The 24,062-nt window shown below is 63.1% G+C and carries 22 protein-coding genes and 1 pseudogene; 1 reads left to right on the forward strand and 22 read right to left on the reverse strand.

Annotation, left to right across the window (positions count from 1 at the left end; genetic code table 11):
• Position 1: 1 nt before the first annotated feature.
• The 10 genes from NLY43_RS14895 to rimP form a co-directional block, all read right to left on the reverse strand.
• A complete protein-coding gene (locus tag NLY43_RS14895; protein ID WP_023669562.1) occupies positions 2 to 1,015 on the reverse strand; it encodes a class I SAM-dependent methyltransferase in 1,014 nt (337 codons plus the stop codon).
• Positions 1,016 to 1,100: 85 nt separating this feature from the next.
• Complete coding sequence (pnp, locus tag NLY43_RS14900; protein ID WP_023688738.1) at positions 1,101 to 3,248, reverse strand: polyribonucleotide nucleotidyltransferase; 2,148 nt, start codon at positions 3,246 to 3,248, stop codon at positions 1,101 to 1,103.
• Between the two features lie 277 nt (positions 3,249 to 3,525).
• Positions 3,526 to 3,900: a 30S ribosomal protein S15 gene (gene rpsO / locus NLY43_RS14905; RefSeq protein WP_280790898.1), complete on the reverse strand. Its 375-nt coding sequence runs from the start codon at positions 3,898 to 3,900 to the stop codon at positions 3,526 to 3,528.
• Between the two features lie 95 nt (positions 3,901 to 3,995).
• A complete protein-coding gene (corA, locus tag NLY43_RS14910) occupies positions 3,996 to 5,090 on the reverse strand; it encodes a magnesium/cobalt transporter CorA (RefSeq protein ID WP_023711434.1) in 1,095 nt (364 codons plus the stop codon).
• A 44-nt stretch (positions 5,091 to 5,134) separates the two neighbouring features.
• Positions 5,135 to 6,106: a tRNA pseudouridine(55) synthase TruB gene (gene truB, locus NLY43_RS14915; RefSeq protein ID WP_023711435.1), complete on the reverse strand. Its 972-nt coding sequence runs from the start codon at positions 6,104 to 6,106 to the stop codon at positions 5,135 to 5,137.
• Positions 6,106 to 6,525, reverse strand: coding sequence for a 30S ribosome-binding factor RbfA (gene rbfA / locus NLY43_RS14920; protein WP_023669558.1), 420 nt, complete (start codon positions 6,523 to 6,525; stop codon positions 6,106 to 6,108). The genes truB and rbfA overlap by 1 nt, the downstream gene beginning before the upstream one ends.
• A gap of 161 nt (positions 6,526 to 6,686) precedes the next feature.
• Positions 6,687 to 9,248: a translation initiation factor IF-2 gene (gene infB, locus NLY43_RS14925; RefSeq protein ID WP_023699462.1), complete on the reverse strand. Its 2,562-nt coding sequence runs from the start codon at positions 9,246 to 9,248 to the stop codon at positions 6,687 to 6,689.
• Positions 9,245 to 9,895 carry an RNA-binding protein gene (locus NLY43_RS14930; protein ID WP_023669556.1) on the reverse strand — a complete coding sequence of 217 codons (651 nt, stop codon included), beginning with the start codon at positions 9,893 to 9,895 and terminating at the stop codon, positions 9,245 to 9,247. Before NLY43_RS14930 ends, infB begins: the two co-directional genes overlap by 4 nt.
• 38 nt (positions 9,896 to 9,933) lie before the next feature.
• The gene (gene nusA / locus NLY43_RS14935) at positions 9,934 to 11,529 is read right to left on the reverse strand and encodes a transcription termination factor NusA (protein WP_023711436.1); all 1,596 of its coding nucleotides are present in this window, start codon (positions 11,527 to 11,529) and stop codon (positions 9,934 to 9,936) included.
• A 47-nt stretch (positions 11,530 to 11,576) separates the two neighbouring features.
• A complete protein-coding gene (gene rimP, locus NLY43_RS14940) occupies positions 11,577 to 12,221 on the reverse strand; it encodes a ribosome maturation factor RimP (protein ID WP_023711437.1) in 645 nt (214 codons plus the stop codon).
• 335 nt (positions 12,222 to 12,556) lie between these two features.
• On the opposite strand from rimP, the gene NLY43_RS14945 reads away from it, so the two are divergent.
• The gene (locus tag NLY43_RS14945) at positions 12,557 to 12,721 is read left to right on the forward strand and encodes a hypothetical protein (RefSeq protein ID WP_023669553.1); all 165 of its coding nucleotides are present in this window, start codon (positions 12,557 to 12,559) and stop codon (positions 12,719 to 12,721) included.
• Positions 12,722 to 12,763: 42 nt separating this feature from the next.
• Here the strand turns inward: NLY43_RS14945 and trmB are convergent, their stop codons facing one another.
• The 12 genes and pseudogenes from trmB to tsaB form a co-directional block, all read right to left on the reverse strand.
• On the reverse strand, positions 12,764 to 13,465 hold the full coding sequence (trmB, locus tag NLY43_RS14950) for a tRNA (guanine(46)-N(7))-methyltransferase TrmB (RefSeq protein ID WP_023688742.1): 702 nt from the start codon (positions 13,463 to 13,465) through the stop codon (positions 12,764 to 12,766).
• A gap of 139 nt (positions 13,466 to 13,604) precedes the next feature.
• Positions 13,605 to 14,870 carry a methionine adenosyltransferase gene (gene metK, locus NLY43_RS14955; protein WP_023669551.1) on the reverse strand — a complete coding sequence of 422 codons (1,266 nt, stop codon included), beginning with the start codon at positions 14,868 to 14,870 and terminating at the stop codon, positions 13,605 to 13,607.
• Between the two features lie 222 nt (positions 14,871 to 15,092).
• Positions 15,093 to 15,512, reverse strand: coding sequence for a helix-turn-helix domain-containing protein (locus NLY43_RS14960; RefSeq protein ID WP_023669550.1), 420 nt, complete (start codon positions 15,510 to 15,512; stop codon positions 15,093 to 15,095).
• Positions 15,513 to 15,649: 137 nt separating this feature from the next.
• Positions 15,650 to 17,242 carry an apolipoprotein N-acyltransferase gene (gene lnt, locus NLY43_RS14965; RefSeq protein ID WP_023713467.1) on the reverse strand — a complete coding sequence of 531 codons (1,593 nt, stop codon included), beginning with the start codon at positions 17,240 to 17,242 and terminating at the stop codon, positions 15,650 to 15,652.
• Positions 17,243 to 17,319: 77 nt separating this feature from the next.
• A pseudogene (locus NLY43_RS14970) lies at positions 17,320 to 17,789 on the reverse strand (VOC family protein).
• 20 nt (positions 17,790 to 17,809) lie between these two features.
• Complete coding sequence (locus tag NLY43_RS14975) at positions 17,810 to 18,901, reverse strand: hemolysin family protein (protein ID WP_023711439.1); 1,092 nt, start codon at positions 18,899 to 18,901, stop codon at positions 17,810 to 17,812.
• Positions 18,902 to 18,929: 28 nt separating this feature from the next.
• Positions 18,930 to 19,436, reverse strand: coding sequence for an rRNA maturation RNase YbeY (ybeY, locus tag NLY43_RS14980; RefSeq protein WP_023711440.1), 507 nt, complete (start codon positions 19,434 to 19,436; stop codon positions 18,930 to 18,932).
• A gap of 17 nt (positions 19,437 to 19,453) precedes the next feature.
• Positions 19,454 to 20,446, reverse strand: a complete 993-nt coding sequence (locus NLY43_RS14985; protein ID WP_027049340.1) for a PhoH family protein — start codon at positions 20,444 to 20,446, stop codon at positions 19,454 to 19,456.
• Between the two features lie 83 nt (positions 20,447 to 20,529).
• Entirely contained in the window at positions 20,530 to 21,939 is a 1,410-nt protein-coding gene (gene miaB / locus NLY43_RS14990; RefSeq protein ID WP_023669544.1) for a tRNA (N6-isopentenyl adenosine(37)-C2)-methylthiotransferase MiaB, read from the reverse strand.
• A gap of 76 nt (positions 21,940 to 22,015) precedes the next feature.
• On the reverse strand, positions 22,016 to 22,816 hold the full coding sequence (olsA, locus tag NLY43_RS14995) for a lyso-ornithine lipid O-acyltransferase (protein WP_023669543.1): 801 nt from the start codon (positions 22,814 to 22,816) through the stop codon (positions 22,016 to 22,018).
• A 28-nt stretch (positions 22,817 to 22,844) separates the two neighbouring features.
• Positions 22,845 to 23,339, reverse strand: coding sequence for a ribosomal protein S18-alanine N-acetyltransferase (rimI, locus tag NLY43_RS15000; RefSeq protein WP_023669542.1), 495 nt, complete (start codon positions 23,337 to 23,339; stop codon positions 22,845 to 22,847).
• Positions 23,339 to 24,016 (reverse strand): tRNA (adenosine(37)-N6)-threonylcarbamoyltransferase complex dimerization subunit type 1 TsaB, encoded by a 678-nt coding sequence (tsaB, locus tag NLY43_RS15005; protein ID WP_023711441.1) that lies wholly within the window; start codon positions 24,014 to 24,016, stop codon positions 23,339 to 23,341. The genes rimI and tsaB overlap by 1 nt, the downstream gene beginning before the upstream one ends.
• Positions 24,017 to 24,062 lie beyond the last annotated feature (46 nt).

The following is a 24,062-nucleotide window of genomic DNA, read 5'->3' on the forward strand; positions in this document are numbered from 1 at the left end:
CCTATCGGCGCGCGGAGAAAACCTTGAACATGCCGTCGCGGGCGAGCTCGGCATGGCTGGAGAAGACGGCCTTCAGAACCGGTTCGTAAGGCAGCTGACGGTTCGCCACCATGAACAGCCGCCCGCCCGGCTTCAGCGCCTTGCCCGCCGCCTGGATCATGCCGGCGCCGATTTCCGGCTCGGCCGCCCGGCTGCGATGGAAGGGCGGGTTCATGACGATGGCATCATAGCGCCGCTCGACCGGCTCCCTCAGCAGATCGGTCCAAAAGAAGCCGGGCTCGAAGCCTGTCTGGCCGATATTGCCCTTGGCCGCCTCAAGCGCGTCGAAATCCGCTTCGTAAAGGTCGAGCCCCGTTATACCGGATGAACGTGCCGCGACCTCGGCGGCGACATAACCCCAGCCGGCGCAGAAATCAGCAATGTTGCCGCGCAGGTCTTTGGGCAGGTTGTCGACCAGAAGTTTCGAGCCGGCGTCGATCCGGTCGAAGGAGAACATGCCCGGCGCAGTGCGGAAGCGGTCCTCTACGACCAAGGCAGGATTGGCGACGCGCAGTTTTTCCGCAGGCGCCAGATCGACCGGACGGCGAAGCCAGAAGGCGATGCCGTGATATTTCGGCAGATGCCCTTCGATGGGGACAAGCTCGTCGATGCGCTTGCGCAGGCTGGCGATGCCTTCGTCCTTACCGCCGGCGACAATGATCAGACCGCCCGGCGTGACGCGTTCGATCGCCTCGGCAATACGCATCTCGTTTAGCCCACGATGGCGGCCGGCAAGCACGAGCGCTGCATCGAATGCATCGCCTTCCGAGCGGGGCGTTACCTTGTGACCGGCACGCTCCAGCGCTCGGAGATGCGGCCGGAAACCCTGTGCAAGATGGAGCTCTGCCTCGAAGCCTTCCGGCAAGCGGAAGCCGGGCTCCGCACCCAGGAACAACACACGCTCGCCCTTTTGCGGCAGAGGGAGCCCCTCGGCCTCGAAGGGATGGAACAGTGTCTTCAGCGGCTCAGCGGCCATTCTTCGATTCTCATGTCGTAGACGGGTATTAAACGAAAACGGGCGCGACATAAGCCGCGCCCGTTCAACTCTATTGTCAGACCACTCAGGCGGCGTTTTCTTCGCCTTCGGCCTTCTTGTCGCGGGCGATTTCCTTGCCGGTGGCCTGGTCGACGACCTTCATCGACAGGCGGACCTTGCCGCGCTCGTCGAAGCCCATCAGCTTGACCCAGACCTTGTCGCCTTCCTTGACGACGTCCGAGGTCTTGGCGACCCGGTCGTTGGCAAGCTGCGAGATGTGGACGAGGCCGTCACGCGGACCGAAGAAGTTGACGAAAGCGCCGAAGTCGGCGGTCTTGACGACCGTGCCTTCGTAGATTTCGCCGACTTCCGGCTCGGCGACGATGGTATGGATCCACTTCTTGGCCGCCTCGATCTCCTTGGCGTTCGACGAAGCGATCTTGACCGTGCCGTCGTCCTCGATGTTGATCTTTGCGCCGGTCTTCTCGACGATCTCACGGATAACCTTGCCGCCGGAGCCGATCACGTCGCGGATCTTGTCGGTCGGGATGTGCATAACCTCGATGCGCGGTGCGAACTCACCGAGTTCGGGGCGGGCGCCGGTCAGAGCATGCGCCATCTCGCTGAGGATATGCTGGCGGCCGTCCTTGGCCTGGTCCAGCGCGATCTTCATGATCTCCTCGGTGATGCCCTCGATCTTGATGTCCATCTGCAGCGAGGTGATGCCGCCTTCGGTACCGGCAACCTTGAAGTCCATGTCGCCGAGGTGATCTTCGTCACCCAGGATGTCGGACAGAACCGCGAAGCGCTCGCCTTCCTTGATCAGGCCCATCGCGATACCAGCAACCGGCTTGGCCAGCGGAACGCCGGCATCCATCAGCGCCAGCGATGTGCCGCAGACGGTGGCCATCGACGACGAACCGTTGGACTCGGTGATCTCCGAGACGACGCGCAGCGTGTAGGGGAACTGGTCCGCGCTCGGCAGCATCGGACGGATAGCGCGCCAGGCGAGCTTGCCGTGGCCGATTTCGCGGCGGCCCGGCGAACCCATGCGGCCGGTCTCGCCGACGGAGTAGGGAGGGAAGTTGTAGTGAAGGAGGAACTTCTCCTTGTACATGCCGGTCAGCGAATCGACATACTGCTCGTCCTCGCCGGTACCCAGCGTGGCAACGACCAGCGCCTGGGTCTCGCCGCGGGTGAACAGCGCCGAACCGTGCGTGCGCGGCAGGACGCCGACTTCCGAGACGATCTTGCGGACAGTCTTGAGGTCACGGCCATCGATGCGCGAACCGGTGTCGAGGATGTTCCAGCGCACGACCTTGGCCTGGAGTTCCTTGAACACCGAACCGATCTGCTCGGAGGTGTACTTGGCGTCTTCGCCTTCGGCCGGGGCGAACGCTGCCTTGACCTTCGCCTTGACGGCGTCGACGGCGGCGTAACGCTTCTGCTTGTCGACGTTCTTGTAGGCATTGCTGAGCTCGTCGCCGACGATCTTCAGCATTTCGGCTTCAAGCGCGGAGTAGTCCGGCGCCGTGAAATCGCGCGGCTCCTTGGCGGCAACTTCGGCCAGCTTGATGATGGCGTCGATGACCGGCTGGAAGCCCCTGTGGCCGAACATGACGGCGCCGAGCATCAGCTCTTCGCCGAGTTCCTTGGCTTCGGACTCGACCATCAGCACGGCGTCGGTGGTGCCGGCGACGATCAGGTCCAGCCTGGATTCCTGCATCTCATCGACATGCGGGTTGAGCACGTATTCGCCGTTGATGTAGCCGACGCGGGCGCCGCCGATCGGGCCCATGAAGGGAACGCCCGACAGCGTCAAAGCGGCCGAGGTGGCGACGATCGACAGGATATCGGGATCGTTCTCGAGGTCATGCTGGACGACGGTGACGACGATCTGGGTGTCGTTCTTGTAGCCGTCGGCGAAGAGCGGGCGGATTGGGCGGTCGATCAGGCGGGAAACCAGCGTTTCCTTTTCGCTCGGACGTCCCTCGCGCTTGAAGTAGCCGCCCGGGATCTTGCCGGCGGCGTAGGTCTTTTCCTGGTAGTTGACGGTCAGCGGGAAGAAATCGAGGCCTGGCTTCGGCTCCTTCATCGAAACGACGGTGGCGAGAACCTTAGTTTCGCCGTAGGTCGCAAGCACCGCGCCGTCAGCCTGACGTGCGATCTTGCCGGTTTCCAGGATGAGCGGACGGCCGCCCCATTCGATTTCCACTTTGTGGTAGTTGAACATAACTTGTCCTTAATAAGCGGAAAGGGCCGCGCCGTTTCACGGTGCGCGGATGCCCTTTCCCTGGCTTCCTTTCTCGGGCAGCCACGGGCAAGACAACGGGAAGCTCGGTAAATTTCGGCGCTGGTTAGCGCACGAGCGTCCTGCAATCCTGCCCCATGACCGTCCATGGGCGGTTTCGAGTGGCCTCTGCACGCTCGAAACCGGGTCTGGCCAATCGATGCGACTGGCAGAATGCGCGACCGGCGGGCTCTCCTTCGAAAGCCCGCCGGTCAATTCGTCAACGGCGCAGACCGAGCTTCTCGATCAACGTCTGATAGCGCGCGTCATCCTTGCGCTTGAGATAATCAAGCAGGCTGCGGCGCTGGGAGACGAGAGCGAGCAGACCACGGCGGGAATGGTTATCCTTCTTGTGGTCCTTGAAGTGGTCGGTCAGGTTCTTGATGCGCTCGGAAAGGATGGCCACCTGGACTTCCGGAGACCCGGTATCGCCCTTCGCGGTTGCGAATTCACCCATCAATTCCTGTTTGCGCTCGGCAGTAATCGACATCGTGTTTTTCCTTATCTGTTTGAGGAAACGGGTCGCCCTCAGCCGGGATGTCGTCCAGCAGGGGCCGGTGCAAGCAAAGCGACATGGCGCGATGCTGCGGCGCATATAGGGCAATTCCCCGGAAAACACCAGCCCATTCATAAAGCCGGCTTGTCGCAGCCCTTTGCTCGGGTATCCAGGATTCCCTTGACACCGAAACCTTACAGCCACTTCTTGCTTTTGAAGAAGACGATCAGCCCGACAGCAACGGCCAGCATGAACAGCAGCGAAGCCGGGTAGCCATAGTAGGCTTTCAGTTCCGGCATGTTCCACGGCGAGATCTCGGGATCGAAATTCATCCCCCAGATACCGACCAGGAAGGTTAGCGGCATGAAGATCACCGAGACGATGGTGAGATAAGAGATGACGTCGTTGGTGCGCGCCTGGCTCAGCGACAAATGCATTTCGATCAAGCCGGTCAGCATATCACGCTGGTTCTCGACCAGCTCGATCAGCCGCAATGCGTGGTCGAGCGTGTCGTTGAAGAAGATTTTCGTCTCCGGCTTCACATAGGGCACGTCGTTGCGGATCAGCGTCGCCAGCGCGTCGCGCATCGGCCACAGCACGCCCTTGAGCACATTGGCGTCGCGCCGCAATTCGTGCAGCTGGCGCATCTGATGCTTGTGAGGCGTGTTGAGCATCTCGTCCTCGATGCCATCGACCTCCTCGCTCGCGGCCTCAATCGGCGGGAAATAGCTGTCGACGATGGAATCGATGAGCGCATAGGCCAGATAGTCGGCGCCGCGCATCCGCAAGCGGTTGGGCAACGCTGCGGCGATGCGCTTGCGCACGGGGTCGAACGGATCGCCTTCGCGCTCCTGGAAGGTGACGACGAATTTCTTGCCGAAGAACACCGCGATCTGCTCATAGCGATGCACCTTGACGTCGTCGATCATGCGCATGACGACGAAGGCGTGGTCCTCGAAGAAGTCGACCTTCGGCCGCTGGCCGGTGTTGACGACATCTTCCAGAGCCAGTGGATGCAGGTTGAAGATCCGGCCGATCTCCTCGATCAGCTGGATGTTGGCGAGACCGGTGCAGTCCAACCAGACGACCGGCCAGTTGTCGCAATGGGTGTTGAGATCGTCGATGCTGGCATCGTTGATGGTCTTGAATTTGTCAGGCGAAATCAGCGTCAGCCGCAGCTCGGACCGTCGCGCCGCCGGATCGGCGATCAGCGTGCCGGGCGAGGCGCCAACCGGCGGCCGGCGCGTTGTCACCGGCGCCCGCTTCTTCACCGCCTCAGCCTTTGCCATGTGCCCCTCGGATGTGACGTCGACGTAAGACTAGACGAGAGTGGTCAGCCGGCAAAGACCCGCTTCGGCTTGAACATGCCTTGCTCGATGGCGCCGATGGCAACAAGCTTGCCGCGCGCGGTGGCGCAGGCTTCCTCGGCTTCCACGGGCGCGTCGCGGCCGCGGATGATGACGGGATTGCCAAGGCGGATCTTGGTCGCCGCTTCGTCGCTGATGGCGATCTGGGGCAGGCAGTCGAGCGCGGCGGCCGTGTCGACAAGCAGCGCATCGATGGCGCCAAAGTCGATCGGCGCGTCGGCAACATCGGCGTCGCCCTCTTTGTCAGCTTCGCGCTGTTCGCCGAAACGGGCGGCTTCCAGTTCGGCGACGGTGACGAAATCCTCCTGGGTGAACGGCTCGACCTCGACCCTGCGCAATTCGGCGATGTGGCCGAAGCAGCCGAGGTCGCGGCCCATGTCGCGGGCCAGCGAGCGCACATAGGTGCCCTTGCCGCATTCGACCTCGAACAAGGTGTGGCCGGCAGCGTGCTCGACGATGTCCAGACGGCCGATCTCGATCTCGCGCGCGGGGATGTCGACTGTCTCGCCCCCACGGGCGAGATCGTAGGCGCGTTCGCCTGATATCTTGATGGCCGAGAATTGCGGCGGTGTCTGCATGATGACGCCGGTGTAGTTCGGCAGCAGCGCCCTGACATCGTTTTCCGCCGGACGGCGGTCGGAACTTTGCGTCACCGGGCCTTCGAGATCGTCGGTCGAACGCTCCTCGCCCCAGGCGACGGTGAACCGGTAGATTTTGGCGCCGTCCTGTACATAAGGCACGGTCTTGGTTGCCTCGCCGAGCGCGATCGGCAGCATGCCAGAGGCCAGCGGGTCGAGCGTGCCGGCATGGCCGGCCTTTTCGGCCTGGAAAAGCCATTTGATCTTGGAGACGGCTTCGGTCGAACCCATGCCAACCGGCTTATCCAGCACCACCCAGCCGGAGATCGGCCGGCCCTTCTTCTTGCCGCGGCGCCCCACTATTTCTCGTCCTTGTCGTTGTCTTCGCCATCGGCACCCAAGTCTCGCGCGACTTCGGGCGATTTCAGCAAATCGTTGATCCTGGCGAAATTGTCGAAGGACGTATCGAGCTTGAAGCGGAACTCCGGCATGAACTTCATCTGGCGGAGCGCGCCGGAGACGCGGCCACGGACGAACTTCGCATGCTTGTTGAGCGCGTCGATGACCGCACCCGTGTCCTTGGCGCCGAGCGGCGAAACGAAGGCCGTTGCGACCCTCAGATCAGTCGACATGCGCACTTCCGAGACCGAAACCACGGTGTTCTCGATCAGCGGGTCGATAATCTCGCCGCGCTGCAAGGTTTCCGACAGCGCATGGCGCACCTGTTCGGCGACGCGAAGCATGCGCTGGGATGGGCTGGAGGCGGTTGGACGGGGCATTTTTCTCAATCCGGAAAGCGTGAGGCGCGGGATGGGACCGTGCCGCATGTCTCATACTTGTTTCTATGCATGTCGTTTATCCCGCACTTTTGGGCGACAGGCATTAAAGTTAGAGCGGCGGTCTTTCGACCACCGCCCGGTCATATCGACAGTATACGAACTCAGAGCGTCCGGGTCACCATCTCGACGCGGAAGCACTCGATGATGTCGCCAACGCGCATGTCCTCGTAGTTCTGGAAGGCCATGCCGCACTCCTGGCCGCCCGGAACTTCCGCGACTTCGTCCTTGAAGCGCTTGAGGGTCTTCAGCGTGCCTTCATGGATGACGACGTTGTCGCGGATCAGGCGCACGCCCGCTCCACGCTCGACCTTGCCTTCGGTGACACGGCAGCCGGCGATCTTGCCGACCTTGGTGATGTCGAAGATCTCGAGGATCTCGGCATTGCCGATGAAGGTCTCGCGGCGTTCCGGCGACAGCAAGCCGGAAAGTGCTGCCTTCACATCATCGACAAGGTTGTAGATGATCGAGTAGTAGCGGATTTCGATGCCCGCGGCCGCCGCGGCCGCACGTGCCTGCACGTTGGCACGGACGTTGAAGCCGATGATCGCGGCCCCCGAGGTCTCCGCCAGCGACACGTCGCTTTCGGTGATGGCGCCGGCGCCGGCATGAACGATGCGCGCACGCACCTCGTCGGTGCCAAGCTTGTCGAGAGCGGCGTTGATCGCCTCGATCGAACCCTGCACGTCGCCCTTGATGACCAGCGGGAATTCCTTCAACCCGCTCGTCTGCAGCTGCGACATCATCTGTTCGAGCGAGCCGCGCTGGCCGGCATGGCGAGCCACTGCCTTCTCGCGCGCCAGACGCTGGCGATATTCGGTGATCTCGCGGGCGCGGGCCTCGTTGTTGACGACAGCGAAGCGGTCGCCGGCTTGCGGCGTGCCCTGCAGGCCGAGCACCTCGACCGGCATTGCCGGCGGCGCCTCCTTGATCTGCTCGCCACGGTCGTTGACCAGCGCGCGCACCCGGCCCCATTCGTTGCCGGCGACGAGGATGTCGCCCGGCATCAAAGTGCCGGTCTGCACCAGTACGGTGGCGACGGGGCCACGGCCCTTGTCCAGCTGGGCTTCGATGACCACGCCCTCGGCGGTACGGTCCGGATTGGCCTTGAGGTCGAGGATTTCGGCCTGCAGCAGGATCGCTTCCAACAGCTTGTCGAGGTTGGTGCCCTTGGTCGCCGACACTTCGACGTCCAGCACTTCACCGCCCATCGATTCGACGAACACCTCATGGCGCAGCAGTTCGGACCGCACCTTCTGCGGATCGGCATCATGCTTGTCGATCTTGTTGATCGCCACGATAATCGGAACGCCGGCCGCCTTGGCATGGCTGATCGATTCGATGGTCTGCGGCATGACGCTGTCGTCGGCCGCCACCACCAGGATGGCGATGTCGGTTGCCTGAGCGCCACGGGCGCGCATCGCCGTGAAGGCGGCGTGACCGGGCGTGTCGATGAAGGTGATCTTCTGCCCGTTCTTCTCGACCTGGTAGGCGCCGATATGCTGGGTGATGCCGCCGGCTTCGCCGGAGACGACATTGGCATTGCGGATGGCGTCGAGCAGCGAGGTCTTGCCGTGGTCGACATGGCCCATGATGGTCACGACAGGCGGCCGCGACACCAGGTCCTCGGCATTGTCGGCAATGTTGAACAGGCCTTCCTCGATGTCGGACTCGGCGACGCGGCGGACCGTGTGGCCGAATTCGGTGGCGACCAGCTCGGCCGTGTCGGCGTCGATGATGTCGCCCGGCTTCAGGATCTGGCCCTGCTTCATGAAGTACTTAACCACATCGACGGCGCGCTCGGACATGCGCTGCGCCAGTTCCTGGATGGTGATGGTTTCAGGCAGGATCACTTCGCGCATAACCTTCTCGCGCGGCTCATTGTGCATCGCGCGCTTGAATTTTTCCTGGCGGCGACGCATCGACGACAGCGAGCGGGCGCGCGCGTCCTCGTCGGAAAGAGCCGTGTTGAGGGTCAGCTTGCCGCGACGACGGTCTTCCTCGGCCTTGGTCGGCTTGGCCGGGCGCGCCACTTCGGGCGTAACCGGACGGCGTACCGGGGCGCCGGCGGCGGTGCGCTTCGGCTTGACCTCTTCCTCGTCGTCCGATGCCACAAGCTCGGCAGCCTGCGGCGCGCGGCGGCGCGCTTCTTCCTCGGCGCGGCGGCGGGACTCGGCCTCGGTCTGCAGGCGGGCTTCTTCCTCGGCCTGACGGCGCGCGGATTCCTCGCGCTCGCGCTTGCGGCGTTCCTCATCCTCGTTGCGGCGCTTGGCCTCTTCGATGGCGCGTTGGCGGTCCTCGACGTCGCGAACCTTGGAGCCTTCGAGCGCCCTGCGGCGCGCTTCCATTTCATTGCGCGACAGTTCGTTCAGCACCATGCCGCCGCGTTCGGCCGGGGGCGGAGGCGGCGCCTTGGGCGCTTCCTGCACGACGGGGGCTGCCACTACCGCGGGCTTGGGCGTAAATACGGGTGCAGCCACCGGCTCCGGCTTGTCGCCGGGCATGGAGAATTTGCGCTTCTTGATCTCGACCTGGACCTGCTTGGTGCGGCCATGCGAGAAATTCTGTCGCACGACGCTCTGCTCGGTACCGGGGCGCTTCAGCGTCAAGGTCTTCTTCGGTGTAACACTCAACGTCTTATCGTCGCCCGATTTCGTATCGCTCATTCCATATCCTCTGCAGCATCATCTTCGTCAGCAACGGCCGCAAGCATTGCCAGATCGTCGGGGGTTCCGCCCCGATATCGGTCGAGCGCAACCATGCGCCTCTCAACCGCCTTGCCCGCGTCTCCCGCGAGAACGGCAGCATGTATCACATTTGTACCCCCCAATGCCAAGCTCAACTCGGCCTCGGAGAAAAGTTTGTAGGCAAGGACTGCAGGCCCGCCGAGGTGGACAGTTGCCCGCCGCGCCTGACTGATCTTGCGCACGCCATCGTCGGATGCCTCGGTCGCGTGGAGCACGAAAAGCGCCAACCCCGAGCGCACCGCGCTCTCGACCTTGGTTGCGCCGAGTGCGATCGAGCCAGCCTTGCGGGCAAGGCCAAGCATACCCAAAGCGGATCGTGCAAGCAGTCCGTCGACCATGCCGCCGAGATCGGGCGGCACGACGACCTGCGCCTTGAAGGCGCGGGCAAACAGGTTCTTCGCCGCCGCCTTGTCGATATGTAGGCGGTCGGCGCTCACCCAACAACCACGGCCGGGCAGATTTCTCTTCAGGTCGGGAACGACGGCCGAATCCGGGCCGACGACGAAACGGATCAGCTCATCCGGCTCGGCTTGTTTGCGCGTGACGATGCAGGTGCGATCGTTCATCTCGTCCTGGGGCGGGTTGTGTGCGATGTGGTTTCACCTCACGCACCAACGGCTTCGTCAGCCGGGACCTGTTCGGCTGCAAGCTCGTCTTCGGTGATCCAGCCGGCCTTGAGGCGGGCTGCCAGAACCATCTGCTCGGCGTCGGCGCGCGACACGCCGTGATTGGCGAGCACACCCGGGAATACCTTGGTCTCGCCGTCCTTGCGTTCCTTCCAGCCGGTCAGGTCGTCGGCGGCATAGCCGGCGAAATCCTCGATCGTCTTCACGCCATCCTCGCCAAGCGTCACCATCATGGCGGTGGTGACGCCAGGGATCTCGCGCAGTTCGTCGGCGACGCCCAGCGCCTTGCGCTTGTCGTCATGCTCGGCTTCGATCTTCTCCAGATATTCGCGGGCGCGGGTCTGGATCTCCGAAGCGGTGTCTTCGTCGAAACCGTCGATCGAGGCGATCTCGCCCGAATCGACATAGGCAACTTCCTCGACGCTGGTGAAGCCTTCGGAGGCCAACACCTGGCCTACCATCTCGTCGACATCAAGGGCTTCCATGAACAGCGACGAGCGTTCGACGAATTCCTTCTGGCGGCGCTCGGACTCCTCGGCCTCGGTCAGGATGTCGATGTCCCAGCCGGTGAGCTGCGAGGCAAGACGCACGTTCTGGCCGCGACGGCCGATGGCCAGCGACAGCTGGTCGTCGGGAACCACCACTTCGATGCGCTCGGCATCCTCGTCGAGCACCACCTTGGCGACTTCCGCCGGCTGCAGCGCGTTGACGATGAAGGAGGCGGCCGAAGGCGACCACGGAATGATGTCGATCTTTTCGCCCTGCAATTCGCCGACCACGGCCTGGACGCGGCTGCCGCGCATACCGACGCAGGCGCCGACCGGATCGATCGACGAGTCACGCGAAATGACGGCGATCTTGGCGCGCGAGCCTGGGTCGCGGGCGACCGACTTGATCTCGATGATGCCGTCATAGATTTCCGGCACTTCCATGGTGAAGAGCTTGGCCATGAACTGCGGATGGGTGCGCGACAGGAATATCTGCGGGCCGCGCTGTTCGCGGCGCACGTCGTAGACATAGGCGCGGACGCGGTCGCCGTACTTGTAGTTTTCACGCGGGATCAGCTCGTCGCGGCGGATAATCGCCTCGCCACGGCCGAGATCGACGATGACGTTGCCATATTCGACGCGCTTGACGGTGCCGTTGACGATCTCGCCGATGCGGTCCTTGTATTCGTCATACTGGCGGTCGCGCTCGGCCTCGCGCACTTTCTGCACGATGACCTGCTTGGCTGACTGGGCGGCGATGCGGCCGAAATCCATTGGCGGCAGCTGTTCGGCGATGAAGTCGCCAAGCTGGGCGTCCGGATTGCGCTCGCGGGCCGAGGAAATGGCGATCTGGGTGGCGTAGTCGTCGACCTTCTCGACCACTTCCATCAGCCGCTGCAGCTTCATCTCGCCGGTGTTGGCGTTGATGTCGGCGCGGATGTTGGTTTCCTGGCCGTAGCGCGAGCGCGCGGCCTTCTGGATCGCATCAGCCATGGCGGCAATGACGATCGACTTGTCGATCGACTTTTCACGCGCCACCGCGTCGGCGATCTGCAGCAGTTCAAGTCTGTTGGCGCTTACAACCATCTTATTTCTCCCGAGCTTGTTGCCGAGCTTTTAGGCCCGGCCGCTCATCATAGTTCCTGTTCGATTTCGTCTTCCGCGCCGCCTTCAGCACCTTCGGGTGCATCATCAGCTTCGCCGCGGCGTTTCTTGGCTTCCTTGCGTTCCCGGTTGTCCTTCGAAAGGGCATCGCGAATAAGGTCGTCGGTGAGGATCAGCCGCACATCGGCGATCGCGTCATAAGGAATGCGAACCGTCGGCTCTTCGCCGTAGGCGGCCTTGTCGCGCTCGAGCAGCATGTCGTCTTCGCCGGCTTCGGCGATCTTGCCCTTGAAGCGCTTGCGGTCGGCGACCGGCACCGAGGTTTCCATCTTCACCAGATGGCCGGTCCAGGTGACGAAATCCGACTTGCGTACCAGCGGCCGGTCGATGCCCGGCGACGACACTTCGAGATGATAGGCCTTCTCGATCGGGTCATCGACGTCGAGCGCCGGCGACACAGCGCGGCTGACCTCTTCGCAATCCTCGACGGTCATGGTGCCGTCCTCGCGTTCGGCCATGATCTGCAGCGTCAGGCCGTTCTGGCCCGACAGATGCACCCGCACGAGGCGGAAGCCAATGCCTCGCAACACCGGCTGAACGATCAGCGCGATGCGCGCATCGACACCGCTTTCGCGGATGATGCGGTCGTCGGCTTCGCTTGCCGTTGCAGTCATGCGGTTCCTGTCGTTCTCTGGATCAGGATGATCGTCGTCCCGAACCATCTCTTTGCTGATAGCTGACCGGCAGGTAATAAAAAAGAGCGGGACCGGGTGGACCCACTCTTCGTCATACCGACCAAGAATTTGAGGCTGATATAGACGATCCCGGCCGGTGTTTCAAGTCTGTTGACGGGCCGGGCAGAGTGCAGCCGGGGACGGCTGGCAGGATTGCGCGCGGCGCATGCCGGCTATGCGGTAACGGCCCTGTGATCCCGGATTTCACATCCCTATCTATGTTGCACTGCACAAATCAAAGATGAGCGCGCGGTGGCGCGCGAAAGGTCAAGACAATGAGCAACCGTACCGTGTTTTCCGCCATAGGCGACGCCTTTGCCCTGTTCGGCAGCGCCGTTGCCGCCTCGCGGGCCGTCGAAGCCGGCCGCAAGCCGCGCGCCAACGATCTGCGCCGGCTCGGCATGGACCCGACCGCTTTCGGCAAGATCGGCCGTTTCTGAAGCCAGACCGGCTGTTGATGCGGGACACTTTCCCGCATCGAACTATTTTCTGATGAAGGTGAGATAGGCCGGCCGTCGGCCCTCGCGAATGGCTTTCGCCTCGTAGCGTGTGCCCGGCCAGCCTTCATAGGGCCGATGCCAGTCGGCCCCACCTTGCGCCTGCCAGAGGAGCGCGCCATGCGCCCGACAGTGCAACAAGGTCCAGTTCACATAGGTGTCGATGTCGGATGCGAAGCGGAATTTTCCGCCCGGCTTCAGCACGCGCGCGAACCGATCGAGGTTGAGCGGGCTGACGAAACGCCGCTTCCAGTGCTTTTTCTTCGGCCAGGGATCGGGGTAGAGCAGATCGATGCCGTCGAGCGACGCCTGCGGCAACCAATCGAGCAGGCGCGTGGCGTCGTCATCATAAACGCGAAGATTGGCAAGCGGCTTTTCCCGCACCGCCATCATCAGCTTGGCCATGCCGTTGACGAACGGCTCGACACCGATGAAGCCGGTCGCCGGTGCCTCCGTGGCACGGTGCAGCAGATGCTCACCGCCGCCGAAGCCGATTTCCAGCCGAACCGTTGAAACATCCGCTGAGAATAGCGCGCGCAATTCTGCCGGCGCCTGGACGGAGAGGTCGAGGCCATAGGCCCCAAGACCGCTTTCCAGCGCCGCCGCCTGCTGCGGGCGAATGGTCTTGCCGTGCCGGCGGCCGAAGAACCCTTCGGTCGCGCGGCTCCGCCTGTCCTGTGGATCCATGGCCTGGTCGCGCGCCGCGCTTAGATTGAGATGAGATTTGGGATTGAGATGAGATTTGGCTGAAATCTCATCTCAATCTAATCCTTTGTTGGAGCACGATCTTTTCCAAAAAACCGGTACCCACTTTTTGGAATCATGCCTAAGCAGCGATCGCGTCCTTGAGCGCCTTGGCCAGATCGGTCTTTTCCCAGGAGAAGGACCCGTCTCGGCCGGCCTTGCGGCCGAAATGGCCGTAGGACGAGGTCTTTGCGTAGATCGGCTTGTTGAGGTCGAGATGCCTGCGGATGCCGGATGGCGACAAATCCATCACCGTGCGCAGCGCTTCCTCGAGCTTGGCCTCGTCGACCTTGCCGGTGCCGTGCAGGTCGACATAGACCGACAGCGGCTGAGCAACGCCGATGGCGTAGGACAGCTGGATGGTGCAGCGGTCGGCGAGCTTGGCCGCCACCACATTTTTGGCGAGATAGCGCGCCGCGTAGGCGGCGGAGCGGTCGACCTTGGTGGTGTCCTTGCCGGAGAAGGCGCCGCCGCCGTGCGGGGCAGCACCACCGTAGGTGTCGACGATGATCTTGCGGCCGGTCAGGCCGGCGTCGCCGTCCGGCCCACCGATGACGAACTTGCCGGTCGGGTTGATGTACCACATGCAATCGTCGGCGATCTTGAGGTCGCCGAGCGCCTCACGGATGTAAGGCTCAACGACCTTGCGGACCTTCTTGGAATCCCAGGTCGCGTCGAGATGCTGCGTCGATAGCACGATCTGAGTCGCTTCGGCGGCCTTGCCATCGACATAGCGAACGGTGACCTGGCTCTTGGCGTCAGGCCCGAGCTTGCCGGCTTCGCCGTTGTTTTCGTGACGGGCAGCGGCGAGCAGTTCGAGAATCTTGTGGCTGTAATAGATCGGCGCCGGCATCAGGTCCGGGGTCTCGCGGCATGCATAGCCGAACATGATGCCCTGGTCGCCGGCACCCTCTTCGCCCTGGCGGTCGGCGGCGTTGTCGACTCCCTGGCCGATGTCGGGCGACTGGCCGTGCAGCAGAACCTCGATCTTTGCCGTCTTCCAGTGGAAGCCGGCCTGCTCGTAGCCGATTTCGCGGATCGCCTTGCGGGCGACCGACTTGAACTTGGCCGGGTTGACGACCGAATGCCCGGCGGCGTCCTTGAGGATGTTGCCGGCTTTGTCCCGCTTCAGCAGAGTATCGGGAACCCTTACTTCGCCGGCGATGACGACGCGGTTGGTGGTTGCGAGCGTCTCGCAGGCGACGCGGACTTTCCATGGGTCCATGCCGGTCTTCTTGGCCTCGCGATAGACCAGATCTACGATCTCGTCCGAGATGCGGTCACAGACTTTATCGGGATGACCCTCGGCCACGGATTCCGAGGTGAAGAAGTAGTTCTGCCGCGTCACGGGTGTCCCCTCTTGAAAAAACGATCGGCAGGGCTGCCGATTTTGGCGCGCCACGTGTTAACGGTGCCGGGCGCCGCTCGTCAAGCGGTGCCGCGGTTCTGGCATGAGTGTCGCAGCAATATATCTTGTACCACCGGCGGCTTGGCTCCGCCGGCAGTCGAGCCCCTGGGCTACTCGGGCCCGGGGGATTACTGGGGCCAATGGGTCAATCGACCCACCGAATCACTCGGCATCTTCGGCAGAAAGGGACTTCACAAGGTCGATAATCCGGCGGCGCACCTTCACATCCGCGATCTTGACGAACGCGCGGTTGAGCTGAAGCCCTTCCGGACTGCCGCAGAATTCGACGGCGAAAGCCATCGAAGTGTCCTCGGCAAATCCTCTATTACCCACCGGCTCCTGCCCTGGCGCATCCTCGAAAAAGAAGGCGACAGGCACGCTGAGTATCGAGGCTATTGCCTGCAGACGGCTGGCGCCGACGCGGTTCGTTCCTTTTTCATATTTTTGGATCTGCTGGAACGTAATACCGAGATTTTCACCGAGCTTTTCCTGGCTCATTCCAAGCATATTGCGCCGAAGGCGGACGCGACTTCCGACATGGATGTCGATCGGATTCGGTTTCTTCTTGTTTTCTTCTGTCATTTTTTCCTCGCCGAATTTTTCCGGCCTTTTCTATTTTTCTCGCCCAAACGAAGCCGGAGCCAACTGCCCCAACAGAAACACCAACCGACTTCGAGAAAATTAGGCGGTAACAGTATGAGTTTCTAATGTGTCGACTGTCAATTCACCCGTAGCCGTTGCCTTACGTTCAAGCTGAGGGCGATTGCGGCAAACACCAACATGATCAGCATTCCGTTAATGCGCCGCCCCGCGGCGGAGATGAAGGCTTGGCCGGAGATCGGCACCCGCACGTCGATGGCGCCACGTGCATCGACCGCCAATGCGTCGACGATGCGTCCGCGCGTATCGACAACGGCGGAAATGCCGTTGTTGGCGGCGCGCAACAGCGGCAATCCGTTTTCCACCGCGCGAATCTGAGCCTGCCTGAAATGCTGGTACGGCCCGGGCGTGTCGCCGAACCATGCGTCGTTGGTGACGTTTACAATAAGCTGGGATGACGTTGCGTCAACAGCCACCAGATCAGGAAAGATCACCTCGTAGCAAATAAACGGCAAGGCGCTGATGCCGCCGGGCAGAGCGATCGGATGGCGCTCGTTGCCGGCGGCGAAGTTCATCGGCCCGGCGACGAACTGTCCGATGCCGAAGCGGCTGAGCAGACCGGAAAACGGCAGATACTCGCCGAACGGCACCAGATGGACCTTGTCGACGGCATCAGCGATTTCACCCTTGTCGTCGATCGCCACCACCGAATTGTAGTAGCGGCTGTCGGCATCCGCCCCGGATCCGCGCTCCTCGCGCACGACGCCGGCAATCAGCATCTGACCAGGCTGCAGCATGTCGCCGAGCGCGGTCAGCGCGTCCGGACGCTCGGTGAACAGGAACGGTACCGAGGTCTCCGGCCACAGGATAAGTTGCGGTTTGTCATGACCGGGATCGGGCGCTGCGGCCGACAGGCCCATCATCGTGGCGAAGATGCGGTCGCGCACCGAGGCGTCCCATTTTTCGCTGAGGTCGACATCCGGTTGCACGATACGGACATCGAGAGTGCGGGTTGCCGGCTTGTCGGGGGTCGCGAGCCTGACATAGCCGAAGCCGGCATGGGCGGCGACGAGAATGGCAAGCAGGACCACACCGAGACGGACATGCCGGCGTGCTGCAAGCAAGGCCGGCATGGCGAAGACAAAGACCGCCAGCGCGTTCATGCCGACCATGCCGGTCACCGACACGCTTTGCATCAACAGCGGCACGGGCATCGCCGCATACCCGACGGCATTCCAGGGAAAGCCGGTGAACAGGAAGCCGCGCAGCCATTCCGTCAGGCCAAAAGCAAAGGCAAGGGCGGCAATGCGGCCAATGTCGTTGGTCCATAACAGCCGCGCGACGACGGTGGCGAAGCCGTAGAAAAATGCCAGCGCCAAAGGAATGCCGACGACCGCGAAGGGTAAGGCCCAGGCGAAACTGTCGGCCTCGACCAGAAGCGCCTCACCGATCCACCACAGGCCGGCGAGGAAATAGCCGAAGCCGAACCACCAGCCAATGGCAAAGGCCGGCCGCAGGCGCCTGAGCCAGCCGTCGGAAGCCTCGCCGGTGGCGCCGTCGAGCAGCCAGACCAGCAGTGGAAACGAGACGAAACAGACGGCGAAGAAATCGTAAGGCGCCTGGGCGAGCACCGCCAGCGCCCCGGCAAGAAACGCCACCAGCGCGCGCCGCCAGCCCCAAAGCAGAATTATCCGGCCGGCAAGGCGCTCCATACAGACTTCCCAGGTCGCGCGAATCAAGAGCCAAGATTTATCAGATTTATTGAAACGCGAACCGGCCGATCGCTGCGCTATCGGTGCCATCCCTCGATGGTTAGCCCGCTCAGTTGCTCGGCCTCCTCGCGCGGCACGGTGCGCAAGGTCTGGGAGAAGGTCCAGAGTGGCCTTCGGGGTCGCGCGCCCGATACTGCCGTTCGCCGTAGAAATGGTCGGCAGGCTCCTCGACGATTTGGGCTCCAGCCGCCATTGCCCGCTCACAATGCACGTCCAGGCCGTCTTTCAGACGCACACAGACCGACTGAGTGTTCTTGCCGCCGACGCTTACCGGACTGGCAATATGATCGGCCCATTCGGAATCGACGATGATATAGCCATCGCCAAAACGCATTTCGGCATGGACCAGCCGTCCGTCGGCATCGCTGACCACCATGCTCGGCTCGAAGCCGAAGGCCGTTTCGAGCCATTTCAATGCGGCTCGCGGGTCCTTGTAGAAGACACCGGAGCCAAAGGTTGAGTGCTTGAAGGGATCGTCGATCGTCATGTACCGAGCGACGTTCTGCTCTAGGCCTGCTCAGTGCGAGCGGTAGCGCGGCGGCGACGCTCGCCCTTCTGGTTCTGGACGATGCGCACCCGCTTGACGCGGCGCGGATCGGCGTCGAGCACGTGGAATTCGAAGCCGGGGATGGCTTGCACAACCTCACCACGCGCGGGCACGCGGCCCAGCGTGTTGAAGATCATGCCGCCGATCGTGTCGACATACTCGCCATGCTCGCCGGCGGTAAAGTCCTCGCCGATCATCTTGGCGACCTCGTCGATCTCGGCCTTGCCGTCGACGACGAATACGCCCTCGCCGGTCTGGGTGATCAGCGGCTCGTCCTCGTCATGCTCGTCCTCGATATCGCCGACGACCATCTCGACGATGTCTTCCAGCGAGGCGAGACCATCGGTGCCGCCATATTCGTCGATGACCAGCGCCATCTGGGTTCGCGTCGTCTGCATATGGCCCATCAGGTCGGAGGCAAGCATCGATGGCGGCACGAAAAGCACCGGGCGGATCAGATTGAGGTCGCCGATGGTGCGGCCGAGATCGACCTGGGCGAGGTCGAGAAGCGTCGTTGCCGGCGTCTTCCTGGATGTTCTGCCCTTCTTGACGCGGGCAACCTTGGTGATGTGGGCCAGCACGTCGCGGATGTGAACCATGCCGCGCGGATCGTCGAGCGTCTCGGAATAGACCGGCATGCGGGAATGGCCGGACTGCTCGAACAGACCGAGCAGATCGCCCAACGTCGTGGTGATCTCGACGGCCTCAATATCGGCGCGCGGCACCATGACGTCCTCGACGCGTACCTCGCGCAGGCGCAATATGTTGTTGAGCATGGCGCGTTCGCCAGGCGAGAAAGACCCGGCATCGCTGGTCGTTTCGGCAAGCGCGCCGGCGATTTCCTCGCGCAGGCTGGTGCCGTTCCGCTGCCTGAAAAGGCCCAAGACGCGGTCGAACAGGGACGGACCGGCAGGCGATGGCTCGCTGGCAATGCTACCAGAAGCAGGGCTGCCGGAACTGGGACTCGGACTCGATCCCTCTTCCGTCGTATCGGAAGGCTTTGTCGCACTGCCAGCCTCGGGGCGGGCGGCAGTTTCTGGTTTGTCGTTCATCGTCGTCCGGTCAATTGGTCTTTTGTCATTACGTGTAGGGATCGGGAATGGCAAGCCTTGCGAGCGCCGAGCGCTCGATGGCTTCCATCTCCTCGGCCTCTGCATCGGTCTCGTGATCGTAGCCCAGCAAATGCAGCAGGCCGTGGACGACGAGATGGGTGATATGGTTCTCGAAGGGCTTGTCTTCCAGGGCGGCTTCGCGCGCCACCGTCTCGGCGGCCAGCACGATGTCACCCAGCATGGGCGGCAGCTTGCCACCCCTGGGGAACGGAAAAGCCGGGAAAGACAAGACGTTGGTCGCCTTGTCCTTGCCGCGCCAGCCGGCATTGAGGGTACGGATATGGGCATCGTTGGAAAAGACGATGCTGAGTTCGGAAGGACCGGCAGCAGCGGTTTCGGCAAAGGCAGCCGACACGGCGCGATCGACCAGACGCGTCAGCGCCGCCTCATCGGGCCAGTCGCCGGCCTCGACCGACATATCGATCTCGACGGGAACCGAACTGTCCCCGCCGCCAGGTCTTATGTCTTCAGGCATGAGCCCGCATCGTCACATCAGCTCTCGGCGCCGAGGCCGCGTGCCAGCTTGGCGTCGCGGTCATAGGCCCTGACGATTTCGGCCACCAGCGGGTGGCGCACAACGTCGACATCGTTGAAGCGCACGGTTACCGCGCCGGCCACGCCGTCAAGGACACGCAAGGCTTCGACGAGGCCCGACTTGGTGCTTGGAGGCAGATCGATCTGCGTCGGATCGCCGGTGACGATCATGCGCGAATTCTCGCCGAGGCGGGTCAAAAACATCTTCATCTGCATCGGCGTGGTGTTCTGCGCCTCGTCGAGGATGACGGCGGCATGCGCCAGCGTGCGGCCGCGCATGAAGGCCAGCGGCGCGATTTCGATGACCTCGGCAGCGATAGCACGTTCGACCTTGTCGGCCGGCATCATGTCGTAGAGCGCGTCATAGAGGGGCCGCAGGTACGGATCGACCTTTTCCTTCATATCGCCGGGCAGAAAACCCAGCCGCTCGCCGGCCTCGACCGCTGGGCGTGACAGGATGATGCGCTCGACCATGCCGCGTTCGAGCAGCATCGCCGCATGCGCCACCGCCAGATAGGTCTTGCCGGTGCCGGCGGGGCCAATGCCGAAGACAAGTTCCGAACGCTCCAGCGCCCGCATATAGGCGTCCTGGTTGAGCGAACGGGCATAGATCGTCTTCTTGCGGGTGGAGATCTGGGCGGCCGAAACCTTGCCCTTGCGTTCCAGCGTCGGCAGCGTCAGCTGGTCGTCGGCGGCAATCGCCATGCGCACGGCGCCATCGACGTCGGACTGGCCAATATCGGTGCCCTTCTGGAGAATGCCGTAGAGATTGTCGAGCGCGCGGCGCGCCTGCTCGGCCGCCGAGGCCGAGCCCTTGATGGTGAGCTGGTTGCCGCGCGAGCGGATGTCGACGCCGAGCTTCTGCTCGAGCCGGGCCAGGTTCTCGTCGAACTGGCCGTACAGGGCGCTGGCAAGCTTGTTGTTGTCGAAAGTCAGAACGATGTGCGCCATGTCAGAGGCCCCGGACGTCTGGTTCTGGGGCAGAGTCTTCACTTCAGCAGCGCTCAACCGTCTCTCCTCATCTGCCGAGGCCATCAAGCCAACTCGGCGAACAGGCTATTGTAGCCCGTCTTCGTGATTCGCACCCGGATAATGTCACCGATTTCGCCGGCCTTTTCATCAACAATAACCGGCTGCAGCCAGGGCGAGCGGCCGACCTTCTGGCCGGCCTGACGGCCGGGCTTCTCGATCAGCGTGTCGATGGTGCTGCCGACCAGGCCCAGGCCGAAATCCTGCTGCTGCTTGAGCAACAATGCCTGCAGCTGTTGCAAACGTTCATCCTTGACCGCTTCCGGCACGTGATCGGGCATATCGGCGCCCGGCGTGCCGGGACGCGGCGAATATTTGAACGAGAAGGCCGAGGCGTAGTTCACCTGGCGCACCAGACCCATCGTCGCCTCGAAATCCGCCTCGGTTTCGCCGGGGAAGCCGACGATGAAGTCACCGGACAGCGCGATGTCGCCGCGCGCAGCGCGGATGCGCTCGAGCAGCGCCAGATAGTCCTTGGCCGTGTGCCTGCGGTTCATCGCCTTGAGGATGCGGTCTGACCCGGATTGCACCGGCAGGTGCAGATAAGGCATCAAAGCCGGGAGATCGCGATGGGCAGCGATCAATTCGTCGTCCATGTCGCGCGGATGGCTGGTGGTGTAGCGCAGCCGCGCCAGGCCAGGAATTTCGGCCAGCCGGAACAGCAGGCGACCAAGCCCCCATTCCATGCCATCCTCACCCTTGCCGTGCCATGCATTGACGTTCTGCCCCAGCAGCGTCACCTCGCGCACACCGGCATCGGCCAGCCGCTCGGCTTCGGCGACGATCTGCGCCACCGGCCGCGACACTTCCGAGCCCCTGGTATAGGGCACGACGCAGAAGGTGCAGAATTTGTCGCAGCCTTCCTGTACCGTGAGGAAGGCGGTGACGCCGCGCTTGATCATTTCGGCACGCTTCGGCTGCGGCAGATGCTCGAACTTGTCCTCGATGGCGTATTCGGTCTCGACGATCTTTTCGCCGCCACGCACCCGGGCCAGCACATCGGGCAGCCGGTGATAGGTCTGCGGGCCGATGACCAGATCGACAGCAGGCGAACGGCGGATGATTTCCGGGCCTTCGGCCTGCGCGACGCAACCGGCGACGCCGATCAGCATTTCGCGCCCAACTGCTGCGCGTTCAGCCTTCATGTCGCGGATGCGGCCGAGCTCAGAATAGACCTTTTCCGCCGCCTTCTCCCTGATATGGCAGGTGTTGAGCAGCACCAGGTCGGCGTCGGCGATGACATCGGTCGCGGTGTAGCCGTCGGCGGCCAGCGCATCGGTCATGCGCTGTGAGTCATAGACATTCATCTGGCAGCCATAGGTCTTGACGAAGACCTTTTTGGCCGGGGCGGACGCCGCAGCAGCGCTTTGCGAGGCGCTGTCGGTTTCGTTCCGCTCTATCGTGTTCAAATCCATCCGGCGGCTTCTAACGCCTTTCCGTGACAAAAAACAGACGATTCTCGGGCATCGGCCTGTAGGCGCTCGGCCTGCGCTAGCGGCTCGGTCGGGGATCGGCGAGCGCGGCCTGCATCATGGCGCGCACCTTGCTTTCCATCATCCTCGACGTTTCCTTGCGGTTCGAGCCCTTGGAAAAGGCGATGGGCTCGCCGAAATGCACCTCGACGTCAATGGCGCCTTCGGCCATCAGCACCTTGAGATGCGGCATCAGGTCCTGATCGCCGATCCAGGCAGCGAGCGGCCGGTGGCGACGGCCGAGAGGCACGCCGTGCACCCGCGTGTAGGCAATCGCCAGCGGCTGGATGAAGACCTGCTCGGCCGCGCCTTCCGAAATCGCCATCGAGGCGGCGCCGAACAAGGTGCTCTTGAACGGCAGGATGGTGTTGCCGTCGCCGGTAGAGCCCTCGGCAAATAGCACCATAGCGTCGCCCTTGGCCATGCGGCTGGCGATCTCGCTGGCCTGGTCGCCAGCTGTCCGCTTACGCTCGCGTTCGATGAAGACCGTACGCTGCAATTTCGACAGCCAGCCGATCAGCGGCCATCCCTCCATGTCCGCCCGAGCGATGAAGGTCACATCGGCAAAGGAGCCCAGCACCATGATGTCGGTCCAGGAGATATGGTTCGAGGCGACCAGCAGCGGGCGCTGGCTGGACAGCGCACCTTTGACATGGATGCGCAGGCCGAGCGTCCGGACGATGAGGCTGTGCCAGGCCTTCAGAATGACCGTCTCGCGCCAGATTCCAGTCTTCATCGACAGCAGCTGCAAAGGCACAAGGACCAGCGAACCGATGACAACGAGGCTCAGCGCCAGGAAAATCCTGATTTTTCCGATCATGCAGCTTGGCCCTGCCCCAAAACTTTGGCTAGCGAAGATCGCGGCGCATGACAAGCGCGCCGGTAGGACCATGTTCGGTCGAGCGGTAATAATTGGCGCGGTGGCCGACCTGGCGGAAGCCCAGCCGCCGGTAGAGGGCGATGGCAGCGACATTGGTCTCGTCGACCTCAAGGAACAGCGCCTCGGCGCGCTGCGCATGCAGTTCGCGCAGCACGGCGTCCATCAACTGCCAGCCGAGCCCCTGGCGGCGATGCGAGCGCGCCACCGCCACGGTCAGAATCTCGCCCTCGCCGGCTGCAAGCCTGGCCAGCACGAAGCCGACCGGCGGCTTGGCGCCCTGGCCGATTTCGCGCGCGGCATAGCCGAACACGGTTTCCTGTTCGAGCAACGCGGCGAACTCGCCATCGGTCCAGGGCCGGACGAAATCCTCGCGGTGCAGCACCGACGCTGCCGGGCTGTCGGCGATGGTCAGCGGCTCGAGCGCATAGTCCCTGCGGCGCGGCTGGAGGAAAGGGATGCGCATCACTTTTCCTGCCTCAACAGGATGAACCCGGCCTGCGCCTTGGCATCGGCGCCGCGCAGATAGAGTGGCTTCGGCTTGTCGCCCTCACCTTTTGCAGCGGCGAGCCGGGCGTAGACGGCAATGTCGGCGGTGGCAGCCGTCGGGCCGATATCGAAATCGCGACCGGCCGCGGCTGCGATCTGCACGGCGGCCGTGCCGGCAAGCACCGGACGATTGTCCGCCGCCATTCCCGCGGCTTGGGCAAGTGTGGTCACAGCCGGACCATAGCGCAAAATCGCTTCCGCATCGTAAAACGCCGCATGGATCTCCTCGCGGCCTGCATCGAGAGCCGCCAGGATCGGGCGGCCGGGAAATGCCGCCCTCGCCTCGGCCGCCAGCGCCTCCAGTGTCGTTACCCCGATCGCCGGGATCTTCAGCGCCAGCGCCAGGCCGCGCGCCGCCGAGACGCCCACCCGCAGGCCGGTGAAGGAACCCGGACCGATGGAGACCGCAACGGCGCCAAGGCCGGCATAATCGGTGCCGTCCGCTTTCAACGCTTCGTCAATGACAGCCATCAAGTGTTCGGCGTGGCCTTTGCCGAGATCGAGTACCGAGCGGCCGAGCTCTCTGTCGCCCGATGCGTCATAGACGCAAGCGGCGCAGAGATTGGCGGCACAGTCGATGGCGAGCAGTTTCATGGGCGACCGGTTCGAAAAACAGTCTCCCTCTGCCCGCCACGGCGCG

Origin of the sequence: Mesorhizobium sp. C416B (genome assembly GCF_030323165.1) — a bacterium.
Lineage (GTDB): Bacteria > Pseudomonadota > Alphaproteobacteria > Rhizobiales > Rhizobiaceae > Mesorhizobium.

Bases quoted from the DNA above. Each gene is read 5' to 3' on its own strand.
- trmB (WP_023688742.1), bottom strand. From the start codon at position 13,465: ATGGATCCACAGGACAGGCGGAGCCGCGCGACCGAAGGGTTCTTCGGC.
- rimI (WP_023669542.1), bottom strand. From the start codon at position 23,339: ATGCGCATCCCTTTCCTCCAGCCGCGCCGCAGGGACTATGCGCTCGAG.
- NLY43_RS14975 (WP_023711439.1), bottom strand. From the start codon at position 18,901: ATGAACGACAAACCAGAAACTGCCGCCCGCCCCGAGGCTGGCAGTGCG.
- NLY43_RS14960 (WP_023669550.1), bottom strand. From the start codon at position 15,512: ATGACAGAAGAAAACAAGAAGAAACCGAATCCGATCGACATCCATGTC.
- corA (WP_023711434.1), bottom strand. From the start codon at position 5,090: ATGGCAAAGGCTGAGGCGGTGAAGAAGCGGGCGCCGGTGACAACGCGC.
- ybeY (WP_023711440.1), bottom strand. From the start codon at position 19,436: ATGCCTGAAGACATAAGACCTGGCGGCGGGGACAGTTCGGTTCCCGTC.
- rbfA (WP_023669558.1), bottom strand. From the start codon at position 6,525: ATGCCCCGTCCAACCGCCTCCAGCCCATCCCAGCGCATGCTTCGCGTC.
- infB (WP_023699462.1), bottom strand. From the start codon at position 9,248: ATGAGCGATACGAAATCGGGCGACGATAAGACGTTGAGTGTTACACCG.
- NLY43_RS14895 (WP_023669562.1), bottom strand. From the start codon at position 1,015: ATGGCCGCTGAGCCGCTGAAGACACTGTTCCATCCCTTCGAGGCCGAG.
- NLY43_RS14945 (WP_023669553.1), top strand. From the start codon at position 12,557: ATGAGCAACCGTACCGTGTTTTCCGCCATAGGCGACGCCTTTGCCCTG.
- NLY43_RS14930 (WP_023669556.1), bottom strand. From the start codon at position 9,895: ATGAACGATCGCACCTGCATCGTCACGCGCAAACAAGCCGAGCCGGAT.
- miaB (WP_023669544.1), bottom strand. From the start codon at position 21,939: ATGGATTTGAACACGATAGAGCGGAACGAAACCGACAGCGCCTCGCAA.
- olsA (WP_023669543.1), bottom strand. From the start codon at position 22,816: ATGATCGGAAAAATCAGGATTTTCCTGGCGCTGAGCCTCGTTGTCATC.
- lnt (WP_023713467.1), bottom strand. From the start codon at position 17,242: ATGGAGCGCCTTGCCGGCCGGATAATTCTGCTTTGGGGCTGGCGGCGC.
- rimP (WP_023711437.1), bottom strand. From the start codon at position 12,221: ATGACTGCAACGGCAAGCGAAGCCGACGACCGCATCATCCGCGAAAGC.
- pnp (WP_023688738.1), bottom strand. From the start codon at position 3,248: ATGTTCAACTACCACAAAGTGGAAATCGAATGGGGCGGCCGTCCGCTC.
- nusA (WP_023711436.1), bottom strand. From the start codon at position 11,529: ATGGTTGTAAGCGCCAACAGACTTGAACTGCTGCAGATCGCCGACGCG.
- NLY43_RS14985 (WP_027049340.1), bottom strand. From the start codon at position 20,446: ATGGCGCACATCGTTCTGACTTTCGACAACAACAAGCTTGCCAGCGCC.
- tsaB (WP_023711441.1), bottom strand. From the start codon at position 24,016: ATGAAACTGCTCGCCATCGACTGTGCCGCCAATCTCTGCGCCGCTTGC.
- rpsO (WP_280790898.1), bottom strand. From the start codon at position 3,900: ATGCGCCGCAGCATCGCGCCATGTCGCTTTGCTTGCACCGGCCCCTGC.